Origin of the sequence: Pseudomonas sp. Q11, assembly GCF_024494355.1 — a bacterium.
Taxonomy (GTDB): Bacteria; Pseudomonadota; Gammaproteobacteria; order Pseudomonadales; family Pseudomonadaceae; genus Aquipseudomonas; species Aquipseudomonas hefeiensis.
Window position 1 is genome coordinate 73,695 of record NZ_JAKNQY010000003.1, and the last position, 13,144, is coordinate 86,838.

Genomic DNA, 13,144 nt, shown 5'->3' on the forward strand with positions numbered 1-13,144 from the left:
TTTTAACCTTCACCGTTCGCGTTGTCGGCGTCTTTCGGCGCCATACGACCGCGAAAATCAATCAGGCTGTCGACGATGGCCAAGACCACCAGCAACGGATAGATCAGCTGCATGAACAGCAACAACGTGACGTACAACCCCACCAGCCAGAACCGGCCCAGCCGCTTTTTCGCCACCAGCCCGTGAATCAGGGCCAGAGCGGCAAATACCAGCGGTACGCTGCACAACGGCGTGAGCATGGCCATCTGCGGACCGAAGTTCGGTCCCAGAAGCATGCCCGCCAGCAGCAACATCGCCAGCCCAAGCGGGAAACGGATGGCGCGAAATTCGCGACCAAAACCACCCGAGTTGTACAACAACGCCTGCCAGTAGCGCCCGATAATCAGGCTCAGCACACTGACGATTTGTAACAAGGCCGCAATCAGGCCGGTCAGGACCGGTGCGATCAGGGACGCGAAACGCGCCTGCTCCTCTACCGACATCTGCTGGTAGAGATCACCGAGGGCCTCGGGCAGGATTTTTATCAAAGCCTGCGACAGCATCTCGATCTGGGGCGCGAAAGCCACCCCGAGCACCACTGAAAACACCACTCCCATCGCTATGCTGACCAGCAGCACGCGGTTCCAGGATTCGCTTGCGCGCAACACCAACGCCAGCGCCGAAGACCCCAGCAGCACCATCAGTGCCCGCGGGTCAGCGGAATACAGCCACCAGAGCAAGGCCGGCAGCAGTCCCAGAGCAAGAACGCCAAGGGCGTCCTTCAATCCGCGCCGCAGGAGTACAAGACCCACCGCGGCAGCACCCAACCAATACAACAACGGCAATGCCGCGCATCCAGCCACTACCAGAGTGGCCTGCATACGACCGCGCATGATGAACTCAGCTAAGGCGCGCATGCATTCAATCCTTTGCTACGTGTCGACTGCCCGGTCTCAGCGGCCGTGGCTGTCGGTGTAGGCCAGCAGGGCCAGGAAGCGGGCGCGCTTGATAGCGGTGGCCAGCTGACGCTGATAACGAGCTTTGGTACCGGTGATACGGCTTGGAACGATTTTGCCGGTCTCGGATACGTAGGCTTTCAGAGTGTTGAGATCTTTGTAATCGATCTCTTTCACGTCTTCAGCGGTGAAGCGGCAGAATTTACGACGACGGAAGAAACGTGCCATGTGATTGGCTCCTTAAAAGGTCCGTGGATTACTCGTCAGCGTTATCGCTGTTGTCGCTGTCGCTATCGCTGTCATCGCCTTCGGCGCTGTCAGAGTGCTCAGGACGGTCGCGACGCTCACGGCGCTCACTGCGGTTTTCTTCAGCCTTGAGCATCTCGGATTGGCCGGTGACGGCTTCTTCGCGACGGATGACCAGGTTACGGATCACTGCATCGTTGTAGCGGAAGTTGTCTTCCAGCTCGGCCAGGGCCTTGCCGGTGCACTCAACGTTCAGCATCACGTAGTGAGCCTTGTGAACATTGTTGATTGCGTAGGCCAGTTGACGACGGCCCCAATCTTCCAGACGGTGGATTTTGCCGCCGTCTTCTTCGATCAGCTTGGTGTAACGCTCAACCATGCCGCCGACTTGCTCGCTTTGATCCGGGTGGACCAAAAAGATGATTTCGTAATGACGCATGAATGCTCCTTACGGGTTGTAGCCTGCCGCTCAAAAACGGTCAGACAAGGAGTGAATGACACTTATGGACTTGTGGACGCTAGACACAAAAGTGCCTGCCATCACAGCAAGGGGCGCAATTGTAGAGAAGGGCCGAGGGCGACGCAAGGTGATTGGTGATTATTTGAACAACCCCCAATGCTTACCCACACAAACCAATGTGGGAGCGAGCCTGCTCGCGATGAGGGCGCCACATTCAACATTTGCGTTGAACGACACTCCGCTATCGCGAGCAGGCTCGCTCCCACAGGGACTGCAACCGGATCAGGATTTTTTGGCGGCCGCAGCAACCTTGACACTACGCTGGCGCTGGGCCTCGAACAGGCACACGCCAGTCGCGACCGAGACGTTGAGGCTGCTCACACTGCCGGCCATCGGCAGCTTGACCAGGTAGTCGCAATGCTCGCGGGTCAGGCGACGCATGCCTTTGCCTTCAGCCCCCATGATCAGGATGGTCGGGCCCGTCAGGTCCTGGTCATAAATGCTGACCTCAGCCTCGCCCGCCGTACCAACCACCCACAGGCCGCGCTGCTGGAGCTTCTCCAGGGTACGCGCCAGGTTGGTCACAGCCACCAGCGGGATCACCTCCGCCGCGCCGCAGGCGACTTTACGCACCACCGGCGTCAACGTTGCCGACTTGTCTTTAGGTACGATGACCGCCAACGCGCCGGCCGCATCTGCCGAGCGCAGGCAAGCACCGAGGTTGTGAGGATCGGTCACGCCGTCCAGTACCAGCAACAATGGCGCGCCTTCGGTGCGATCGAGCAGCTCGTCGAGCATCGCCTCGCCCCAGACCTGGCTCGGGCTGACCTCGGCCACGACACCCTGGTGCACACCTTCGACCCAGGCGTCCATTTCCCGCCGTTCAGCCTGGCCGACCGCCACGCGATTCTCGCTGGCCAGTTCGATCAGGGTCTGGACCCGCGGATCACTACGCCCTTCTGCCAGCCAGATCTGCTTGACCCGCTTGGGATGGTGACGCAGCAATGCTTCCACGGCATGCACGCCGTAGATTTTTTCCAACTGACTCATGACTTGGCCTTGGGTTTACGCGCCCCGCCACTTTTGGCTGGGGCCGAGCCCGCTTTCGGCGGGCCTTTACGGTGCTTGCTCGGCTTGCCGGTCGCGTTGTCCGGCGCCGACCGTCCGGTCTTTCCCCCAGACGCCGCTTTACCGCCGCTCTTGGCTTCGGCCAGCAACGCCTGCTTCATCTCACGGCTTTTGCGCAGCTCGGCGTTTTTCGTCGCCGCATCGCTCGGGCGATAGGCTTCGACGGCTTTTTCCTTGGCCGGACCGCGACGCCCGGATTTGGCCGGAGCAGGCTCGGCGGCAGTCTTGGCCGCAGGCGCAGAAGTTTCGCTGCCGCGCTTCTTGCGGCCAATCGGCGCGCTGATGGTTTTTTCTGCCATCTCGAAGTCGATCTTGCGCTCGTCGAGATCAACGCGCATGACCCGCACTTCGACCGTATCGCCAAGGCGGAAGCTGCGACCGGTACGCTCACCCGCCAAGCGGTGATGCACTGGGTCGAAGTGGTAGTAATCGCCCGGCAGCGCGGTGACGTGCACCAGGCCTTCGACGTAGATGTCGGTCAGTTCGACGAACAGGCCAAAACCGGTCACGGCAGTGATCACACCTGGGAACGACTCACCCACGCGATCTTTCATGAACTCGCACTTGAGCCAGTTCACTACGTCGCGAGTCGCTTCATCGGCACGGCGCTCGCTCATCGAGCATTGCTCGCCGAGCTGCTCCAGGGCCGCCTCGTCGTACGGGTAGATACGCGCCTTGGGGATGGTCATCGCACCGGCACGCTTGACGTGCGGGGTATTCATCTTCGAATGGATCACGCTGCGGATCGCCCGATGCGTGAGCAAGTCAGGGTAGCGACGGATCGGCGACGTGAAGTGGGTATAGGCTTCGTAGTTCAGGCCGAAGTGACCCTGGTTATCGGCGCTGTATACCGCCTGGCTCAACGAGCGCAGCATCACGGTCTGGATCAGGTGGAAATCCGGGCGATCCTTGATACCGGCCAGCAGGGCCTGGTAATCCTTGGGCGACGGACCATCTTTGCCTTTGTGCAGGGACAAGCCGAGCTCACCAAGGAAAGCGCGCAGTTTTTCCAGACGCTCCGGCGGCGGGCCATCGTGGACCCGGTACAACGCAGGAATTTCGTGCTTCTTCAGGAACTCCGCAGTGGCCACGTTGGCGGCCAGCATGCATTCCTCGATCAGCTTGTGGGCATCGTTGCGCACCGTCGGACGAATCTCGGCGATCTTGCGCTCGGAACCGAAGATGATCCGGGTTTCCTGGGTTTCAAAATCGATCGCGCCACGTACATGACGCGCCGCCAGCAGCACTTTATAGAGCGAGTACAGCTCTTTGAGATGCGGCACGACATCAGTGTATTCACCGCGAAGCTTGCGCGATTCGGCAAGTTTCGGGGTTTCCAGCATCGCGCTGACCTTATTGTAGGTCAGACGGGCGTGGGAATGGATCACCGCCTCGTAGAAGCAGTAGTCGGTCATTTCGCCAGACTTGGAGATGGTCATCTCGCAAACCATGGCCAGACGATCGACGTGAGGATTGAGCGAGCACAAACCATTGGACAGTTGCTCTGGCAGCATCGGCACGACGCGCTCGGGGAAGTACACCGAGTTGCCACGCACCTGGGCCTCGGCGTCCAGCGCCGAACCAAGTTTCACGTAGCTGGAAACATCGGCAATCGCCACGTACAACTTCCAGCCGCCGGAGAACAGGCGCAATTTGCCCGGCCTGGCTTCGCAGAAGACCGCATCGTCGAAATCCCGGGCGTCTTCGCCGTCGATGGTGACGAACGGCAAGTGGCGCAGGTCGATGCGCTTCTCTTTATCTTTTTCTTCGACTTCAGGCTTGAGTTTGGCGGCTTCTTTCAGGACCGCTTCGGGCCAGACGTGAGGGATGTCGTAGGTGCGCAAGGCAACATCGATTTCCATGCCCGGCGCCATGTAGTTACCGACCACTTCCACCACATCGCCCTGAGGCTGGAAGCGTGGGGTGGGCCAGTGGGTGATTTTCACCTCGACGAACTGACCGACCTTGGCGTTGGCGTTGCGGCCCGGGGTGACCAGCACTTCCTGCTGGATCTTCGGGTTGTCCGCGACGACAAAACCGATGCCGCCCTCTTCGAAGTAGCGGCCGACGATGCTTTCGTGAGCACGGGACACCACTTCGACGATCACGCCCTCACGGCGACCACGGCGGTCCAGGCCGGACACCCGGGCCAGGGCCCGATCACCGTCGAACACCAGGCGCATTTGCGCCGGGCTCATGAACAGGTCGTCACTGCCGTCGTCCGGGATCAGGAAGCCGAAACCGTCACGGTGACCGGCGATGCGGCCCAGGATCAGGTCAAGCTTGTCCACGGGCGCATAGGTGCCGCGCCGGGTATAGATCAACTGAGCATCGCGCTCCATGGCGCGCAGACGGCGGCGCAGGGCTTCGAGCTGGTCTTCGGTGGTCAGACCGAACTCTTCGACCAGTTGCTCGCGGCTAGCAGGCGAACCCCGATCGGCGAGATGCGCCAGGATCAGTTCGCGGCTAGGAATAGGGTTTTCGTATTTTTCCGCTTCACGAGCGGCCTCGGGATCGAGGGACTGCCAATCGGCCATTAGAGAGTTTTCACCTTGTCTATATGCGGGTTAGTTTGGCATAGGCGTAATGAAACGGGAAATTTCAAGCATCCGATGCCGTTCCCTGAAGTCTTTTGACCCCTCTTGAAGCCAGGAAATGCACCGCTCGTGAAATTTACCGGTTTTTTTTGCCGGAGGGGTTTACAGTTAAAAACACGCTCCGTATAGTGCGCGCCATCGATGACGCACACACGTTGCCGATACTGCCCAGATGGTGAAATTGGTAGACACGCCAGCTTCAGGTGCTGGTGACCGCAAGGTCGTGGAAGTTCGAGTCTTCTTCTGGGCACCAATTTCGAGCAGCAGATCAATGATCTGCCAGCTCCAAAAAAACCCGCGAAAGCGGGTTTTTGCGTTTCTGCCCCCCTGGAACCTGGCTGGTAATTACTAAAACAAAAACAGGGGTTTACAGATCAAAACACGCTCCGTATAGTGCGCCACATCGACAGCGGCAACGCTGAAGATGCTGCCCAGATGGTGAAATTGGTAGACACGCCAGCTTCAGGTGCTGGTGACCGCAAGGTCGTGGAAGTTCGAGTCTTCTTCTGGGCACCAATTCAAGCTTCAAGGTTACGGCCTTGAGCTCACAGAAACCCGCGAAAGCGGGTTTTTGCGTTTCTGGGGTGCCGATTTATTGGCTGACGACACAGATGCATCCGAGCCATTGAAACCGCTATCGCGAGCAGGCTCGCTCCCACAGAGGATCTGCTGCGAACACAATATCTGTGAACGCTGGATATCTCCTGTGGGAGCGAGCCTGCTCGCGATGAGGCCAGCCCAGGCAGCGATTAATCAAGCCCTGAACTGCCCCAGGCTCGCCTTCAACTGCGCCGCCAAACTATCCAATACCTTGCCACTGGCCGTGGTCTCGACCACGGCCTGGGCCGCTTTCTCGGCCTGGGCGTGAATGGTTTCCACCCGCCCGCGTACCGCTTGCGCGCCTTGAGCCTGATGAGCCGCCGCTTGCGTCGCCAGACCGATGGCCGCATGCACCTGCTCTACGGAGGTCTGTACCGTCTGCTGCAAACGCGCGCTGTCACGCAGCACCAACAACCCTTCGCTGGCCTGGCGCCCGGCTTGGCCGATGGCGGCTACCGCCTCGCGCGCGCCCTGCTGCAGCGCGACAATATGAGCCTGGATGTCGCCGGTCGAACTCTGTGTCTTGCTCGCCAGCGCCCGCACCTCGTCCGCCACCACCGCGAACCCGCGCCCGGTTTCCCCGGCCCGCGCCGCTTCGATGGCCGCGTTCAAGGCCAGCAGATTGGTTTGTTCGGCAATGCCGTGGATGACGGTGAGCACCACTTCGATCTGCTCGCTCTGCTGCGCCAGCCGCTCGATGACTTTCGCCCCTGTGTCGACCTGCCCGGCCAGCGCCTCGATTAAACCGCCGACTTTGGCCGAGGTTCGGGTGTTTTCGTCGGTGGCCTTACGGATTTCCACTACCTGCTGCAAGGCAGCCTGCATCGCATGGCTTTCCGATTGCGCTTCGTCGGCCATCTGCGACAGCGCCCGCAGGCTCTCAGCCACTTCATCACGCTGCATCCCCGCCGCCGCATCGGCACCGGAGTTGCGCAAGGTCATGGCACCGATTTCCACGCCAGTACGCTGGGCCACATCACCCGCTTCTCGCACAATAGGCTGCAACTTATCCACAAAACGATTGACCGCCGAGGCCATGTCGCCAATTTCATCCTTGCTGTTGATTTGCACACGCTTGGTCAGGTCGCCCTCGCCTGCCGCCAGGTCGTTCATCGCGGCAATCAACAGTTTCAAGCGATTGACCACTCGGCGTCCCAGCACCACAGCCAACAGCAACAGCACGCCAAAACCCACCACCGCCAGACCCAGACCGATGCGCCAGCGCAAAGTGCCCGCAGCATCCTGCACGGTGGTCGCGGTGTTGGCCTGCATTTGCGTGGCCGTGGCCTGAGCCGACTCCAGGCGACTGCGCATCGCAGTGGCACTGTCGGCTGCCGCACCCTTGAGGCTATCCCCGACCAACTGATCACCACTGGCTATCAGGGCCGAGAAGCGTTGGTCCAGCGCCTTCAGGTCGGCTTCAACGGAGGCCGTGGAAACACCCATCAACACCTTGCCGATCTCTACGCCGTTGGGGCTGATCGATGCTTCAAGGTAATACACCGAGGGATCGTTCTTCGCCGCATCCAGCACCTTGTCCAGCGCCCGGTCGCCCTTGCCTTTCTCCAGCAAAGCCTTGTTGATCGGGTTTTGCCGATTCAGGTAGCGGGTCAGATGCTGGCCGGTGGCGTCGTCATAAATGACGAAGAGTACGTTGGGATTGCGCTGGGCCCGACGGGCAAACTCGGAGAGGGCCGGCACGTCGCTGTCCCACATGGCGCGCGGCGCGACCGAAGCCAGGAGCTGCGCCATATCATTGGCGGAGTCCTTGAGCGATTTTTCCAGCGTCGCGCGCAACTGCGCCTGTTCATCCTTCAAACGGGTGGATAAACCGGCGGTGAGACGTTGGCGGGTGCTGGTAGACAAACTGTCCAGGCTTGAGGTGACTTCACGCCCGGCCTGCTCCAGTTCGCCAGACAACTTTTGACTGTCGCCCCCGAGCCGAGCCTCTAGATCGGCCTCCAGCGCAGTGACCGTGCTTCGCGTCAGCGCGACAGCCACCAGGACCTGCACCAAAAGGGCGACACCAAGGGTAACGAATACGGGCCGCAACAGGCGGCTTTGTAACAATGAGAGAACGGCCGACACAGGGAATCCCTCTACTAACGCCATTAAATTGCTAGCACTTCAAAAAAAGCACTTATTATTTAAGCTGTATAGCAAGTGTCGTGCCGCCTGGCAGCCAGATATGACAAAGGACCCAAACAAGGGTCCTTTGTTTTTTACATCAACGACTTATCAGGCAAAAGGATGACGCAGAACGATGGTTTCGTTGCGGTCCGGCCCCGTCGAAATAATGTCGATCGGCGCACCGACCAACTCTTCGACGCGCTTGATGTAGTTGCGGGCCGCCACTGGCAGCTCTTCCAGGGTCTTGGCGCCGACGGTCGATTCGGTCCAGCCCGGCATCTGCTCGTACACCGGCTCCAGGCCGATGTAGCTGTCAGCATCAGTCGGTGCGTCGATAACGGCGCCGTCCTGGTTCTTGTAGCCCACGCAGATGTTGATGGTTTCCAGGCCGTCCAGCACGTCCAGCTTGGTCAGGCACAGGCCCGAGATGCTGTTGACGTCGATGGCGCGACGCAGGATGACGGCATCGAACCAGCCACAACGACGGGCACGGCCAGTGGTAGCACCGAACTCATGGCCACGCTTGGCCAGGAACGCACCGACGTCATCGAACAGCTCGGTCGGGAACGGACCCGAACCGACACGAGTGGTGTAGGCCTTGGTGATACCCAGGATGTAGTCCAGGTACATCGGTCCAAAACCCGAACCGGTGGCGATGCCGCCAGCAGTGGTGTTGGAACTGGTGACGTACGGGTAGGTGCCGTGGTCGATGTCCAGCAGCGAACCCTGGGCGCCTTCGAACATGATGTCCTTGCCCGCGCGACGCAGTTCGTGCAGCTCGGCCGTGACGTCGAGCATCATCGGCTGGAGCAACTCGGCGTATTCCATGCACTCGTCCAGGGTTTTCTGGAAGTCGATGGCCGGCTCTTTGTAATAATTGACCAGGACAAAGTTGTGGTAGTCCAACAACTCGCCCAGCTTGGCGGCGAAGCGCTCACGGTGGAACAGGTCACCGATGCGCAGGCCACGACGGGCCACCTTGTCTTCGTAGGCCGGGCCGATGCCACGGCCGGTGGTGCCGATCTTCAGCTCGCCACGGGCCTTTTCACGAGCCTGGTCCAGCGCGACGTGATAGGACAGGATCAACGGGCAGGACGGGCTGATACGCAGGCGCTCGCGCACCGGTACGCCTTTCTCTTCCAGCTTGATGATTTCCCGCAGCAAGGCGTCGGGGGCAACTACCACGCCGTTGCCGATCAGGCATTGCACGCCTTCGCGCAGCACGCCCGACGGGATCAGGTGCAGAACGGTTTTTTCACCGTCGATCACCAAGGTGTGACCTGCGTTGTGGCCACCCTGGTAGCGCACTACGGCGGCAGCATGTTCGGTCAGCAGATCAACGATCTTGCCTTTGCCCTCATCACCCCACTGGGTGCCCAGGACTACGACATTCTTACCCATAACACTTGTCCTCATTCGCGCAAACTTGGTGCCGGCCGCGGCCGGCAGGAAAACTCAAGAAGCCAGCGGCAATACTTGCCAAAGCCCGTTCTGCTGAATCAATTGCCGGTCGCAGTCCGCTTCACGGGCGGCGGCCAAAGGCTGCCCAGGCAAGGCCTGGACGACACGCTGACCCTCACTGCGCAACTGGCAGACCGTCTGCCAGAGTGCTGCATCCGTACTGTCGGGCATCCAGATACCGCCAGACGGTAGCTCGACCTCAGCACGCCCCAGGGTCACCAGGGTTTTCAAATCGGTAGAGAAGCCGGTTGCCGGACGGGCACGACCGAAGTCGGCGCCGATATCGTCGTAGCGACCACCTTGGGCGATGGACTGACCAACGCCTGGTACAAACACCGCGAAAACTACGCCAGTGTGGTAGTGATAACCGCGCAATTCGCCCAGATCGAAATACAGCGGCAACTCAGGAAAACGCACCGACAGGCGCTCGGCAATCGCCAGCAAATCGTCCAGTGCCGCGAGCACCGGTGCCGGCGCATGGGCGAGCCGTTCGCGGGCTGCAGCCAGCACTTCGCGACCTCCGCAGAGGTCTACCAGCGCCCGCAACATGCCGGACAGATCGGCCGGCAGGCCTTCGGTCAGACTGATCACTTCATCGATGGCCTTGCGCTGCAAGGCATCGAACAACTGCTGCTCCACTTCGCCCGACAAACCGGCCGCCCGCGCCAGGCCACGATAGATGCCGACATGGCCCAGGTCCATGTGGACATCCGGTACGTCGGCCAGTTGCAGCATGGCAAGCATCAGGCTGATGACTTCCACATCACTGCTCGGGCTGGCGTCGCCATACAACTCGGCGCCCAGCTGGATCGGGCTGCGCGAAGACGACAGGGCGCGCGGCTGGGCGTGCAGCACGCTGCCGGCGTAGCACAGGCGACTCGGGCCTTCACGACGCAGGGTGTGGGCGTCGATACGCGCTACCTGCGGCGTGATGTCAGCACGAAAGCCCATCTGCCGGCCCGACTGCGGGTCGATAACCTTGAAGGTACGCAGATCCAGGTCCTGGCCCGCGCCGGTCAGCAGGGATTCCAGGTACTCGATATGCGGGGTAACGACGAATTCGTAACCCCAGCTCTGGAACAGATCCAACACCTGCCGACGCGCTACTTCGATGCGCGCAGCTTCCGGTGGCAGTACTTCTTCGATGCCATCTGGCAGCAGCCAGCGGTCTACCGTTGCCATTACGCCATTCCCCTATGGTCCGGGCGGCCAGCCCTCGGGCAAGCCTTGAGTGAAGCAGAAAATGCTCCGTCCACGCGCAAACCCCGCGCATGAGCAACGTGACGAATGGCCTGTAGTCGGCCTCGCCAAGCACTTTCCTCGAAAAACCTGTCGAGTCGTACAACCCGACGCCTGCAACCAAAACCGCAATCGAACGTGCAGACGCAAAAAAGCCGGGAATTTCCCGGCTGCCGCATCATACACACGTTTTCCCAAAGGATCACCCCGCCCGACGCTTTAGCCGCCGGGCGGAGTGTTTCAGGTCAACGTCGCATCAAGGCTTGGACTTTTCCAGGTACTGGAAGAAGTCGCTGCTTGGGTCAAGGACCAAGACGTCGGATTTGTCCGCAAAACTTTCACGGTAGGCACGCAGGCTACGATAAAACGCGTAGAACTCCTGATCCTGACCGTAGGCCTGGGCGTAGATCGAAGCGGCCTGGGCATCACCATCACCGCGCAGCTCTTCCGATTCACGATAAGCCTCGGCCAACAACACGCGACGCTGGCGATCGGCGTCGGCACGGATGCCTTCAGCCAGTTCGTTACCCTTGGCGCGGTGCTCGCGAGCTTCGCGCTCACGCTCGGTGCTCATCCGCTCGAACACACTGCGGTTCACCTCCTTCGGCAGGTCAATGGCCTTGACCCGGACATCGACAACTTCGATACCCAGCTCTTTTTCCGCCATTGCGTTCAGCGAACGGGTGATGTCGGCCATGAGCGCATCACGCTCACCGGACACGACTTCATGCAGCGTGCGCTTACCGAACTGGTCACGCAGGCCCGATTCCAGACGACGGGACAGACGCTCGTCGGCGATCTGCTTGAGGCCGGAAGTCGCGGTGTAGAAGCGCTCGGCATCTTTCACGCGCCACTTGGCGTAGGCGTCCACCATCACGGCTTTCTTTTCCAGCGTCAGGAAGCGTTGTGTCGGCGCATCCAGCGTCATCAGGCGGCCATCGAACTTGCGCACCTTGTTGACGTACGGCACCTTCACATGCAGGCCCGGCTGGACATCCGCCTCGACCACGCGACCGAATTGCAGTAACACCGCACGCTCGGTCTGAGCCACGATGTAGAAGCAGTTCCAGGCAGCGATCGCCACGACGACACCGACAATAAGGGCGATCAGCGATTTATTGCTCATCAGCGACTCTCCCTGGTACGTGCTTGCTGTTGCTGCTGCTCCGCCGCCGCGCGGGCATTGGCTTCATTGCTGACGGCGGCTGTGCTGGACGACGGCGTGCCGCTTTTACGACCTCCTTCGACCATCTTGTCCAACGGCAAGTACAGCAGATTGCTCTGGCCGTTCTTGTTGCCGGTCACGAGGACCTTGCTGGTGTTGCTGAAGACTTCCTGCATGGTGTCCAGGTAGAGACGCTCGCGGGTCACTTCAGGCGCCTTGCGATACTCGGCCACCAGCTTGGTGAAGCGGTCCGCCTCACCCTTGGCACGGGAGACCACTTCGTCGCGGTAACCGTTGGCATCTTCAATGATGCGCTGGGCCTGACCACGAGCTTCCGGCACGACTCCGTTGGCGTAGGTCTCGGCCTGGTTGCGCGAACGCTGCTCGTCTTCACGGGCACGGATCACGTCATCGAAGGCTTCCTGGACTTCACGCGGTGCCGCTGCGCTCTGAACGTTGACCTGGGTAACGGTGATACCGGTGCGATAGGTGTCGAGGAACCGTTGCAGGCGCTCCTTGATTTCGCTGGCCATCAACTCACGACCTTCAGTCAGCACCTGGTCCATCGCGGTGGAACCCACCACATGGCGCAAGGCGCTTTCAGTTGCGTGCTGCAGGCTGATTTCCGGCTGGTCGACGTTCAGGACGAAGTCTTGCAGATTGGAGATCTTGTATTGCACGGTCAGCGGCACTTCGACGATGTTTTCGTCTTCAGTGAGCATCTGGCCCTGCTTGGTGTAGGCACGCTCACGCGTGACGTTTTCCATGAACTTCTTGTCGATCGGCGGGAAATAGATATTCAGGCCCGGCCCGACAGTTTCGTAGTACTTGCCAAAGCGCAGCACTACAGCCTGCTCTTGCTCGTCCACGACATAAACCGCGCTATACAGCCAGACAGCCGCGAGCACAACGAGACCGATGCCGAGCAGGCCGAAACCGCCGCCCTTGCCCGAACGTCCACCACCATCGTCACCGCGTTTCTTACCACCACCGAACAAACCGTTCAGGCTTTCCTGCAGCTTTCGGAAGGCCTCGTCGAGATCCGGCGGTCCCTTGCGGTCGCCGTTGTTACGACGTTTGCCACCCCAGGGATCCTGATTATTCGAGTTGCCACCCGGCTCATTCCAAGCCATAGCGCTCTCCATCTGATAAAGCAAAGACGCACCCACGGCGCGCCGACCAA

General features: G+C 60.4%; 10 protein-coding genes and 2 tRNA genes. 2 read left to right on the plus strand and 10 right to left on the minus strand.

What is annotated here, in order from left to right; translation table 11 throughout:
• Positions 1-2 precede the first annotated feature (2 nt).
• The 5 genes from MA884_RS04565 to rnr form a co-directional block, all read right to left on the minus strand.
• Positions 3-896, minus strand: a complete 894-nt coding sequence (locus MA884_RS04565) for a hypothetical protein (protein WP_256229257.1) — start codon at positions 894-896, stop codon at positions 3-5.
• A gap of 36 nt (positions 897-932) precedes the next feature.
• A complete protein-coding gene (gene rpsR / locus MA884_RS04570; protein WP_002551829.1) occupies positions 933-1,163 on the minus strand; it encodes a 30S ribosomal protein S18 in 231 nt (76 codons plus the stop codon).
• 28 nt (positions 1,164-1,191) lie between these two features.
• Entirely contained in the window at positions 1,192-1,620 is a 429-nt protein-coding gene (gene rpsF, locus MA884_RS04575) for a 30S ribosomal protein S6 (protein WP_025211554.1), read from the minus strand.
• 303 nt (positions 1,621-1,923) lie between these two features.
• Entirely contained in the window at positions 1,924-2,691 is a 768-nt protein-coding gene (gene rlmB, locus MA884_RS04580) for a 23S rRNA (guanosine(2251)-2'-O)-methyltransferase RlmB (protein WP_256229258.1), read from the minus strand.
• Complete coding sequence (gene rnr / locus MA884_RS04585) at positions 2,688-5,306, minus strand: ribonuclease R (protein WP_256229259.1); 2,619 nt, start codon at positions 5,304-5,306, stop codon at positions 2,688-2,690. The genes rlmB and rnr overlap by 4 nt, the downstream gene beginning before the upstream one ends.
• 226 nt (positions 5,307-5,532) lie before the next feature.
• Between rnr and MA884_RS04590 the strand changes: the two genes are divergently transcribed.
• Positions 5,533-5,619: transfer RNA gene (locus MA884_RS04590), tRNA-Leu, on the plus strand.
• 176 nt (positions 5,620-5,795) lie between these two features.
• Positions 5,796-5,882 (plus strand) — tRNA-Leu (locus MA884_RS04595).
• A 237-nt stretch (positions 5,883-6,119) separates the two neighbouring features.
• Here MA884_RS04595 and MA884_RS04600 read toward each other — a convergent pair.
• The 5 genes from MA884_RS04600 to hflK form a co-directional block, all read right to left on the minus strand.
• Positions 6,120-8,054, minus strand: coding sequence for a methyl-accepting chemotaxis protein (locus tag MA884_RS04600; RefSeq protein WP_256229260.1), 1,935 nt, complete (start codon positions 8,052-8,054; stop codon positions 6,120-6,122).
• A gap of 150 nt (positions 8,055-8,204) precedes the next feature.
• Positions 8,205-9,497, minus strand: coding sequence for an adenylosuccinate synthase (locus MA884_RS04605; protein ID WP_256229261.1), 1,293 nt, complete (start codon positions 9,495-9,497; stop codon positions 8,205-8,207).
• 54 nt (positions 9,498-9,551) lie between these two features.
• Positions 9,552-10,739, minus strand: a complete 1,188-nt coding sequence (locus MA884_RS04610) for an ATP phosphoribosyltransferase regulatory subunit (RefSeq protein WP_047227314.1) — start codon at positions 10,737-10,739, stop codon at positions 9,552-9,554.
• 313 nt (positions 10,740-11,052) lie between these two features.
• A complete protein-coding gene (gene hflC, locus MA884_RS04615; protein WP_256229263.1) occupies positions 11,053-11,922 on the minus strand; it encodes a protease modulator HflC in 870 nt (289 codons plus the stop codon).
• Positions 11,922-13,094, minus strand: coding sequence for an FtsH protease activity modulator HflK (hflK, locus tag MA884_RS04620; RefSeq protein WP_256229264.1), 1,173 nt, complete (start codon positions 13,092-13,094; stop codon positions 11,922-11,924). Before hflK ends, hflC begins: the two co-directional genes overlap by 1 nt.
• Positions 13,095-13,144 lie beyond the last annotated feature (50 nt).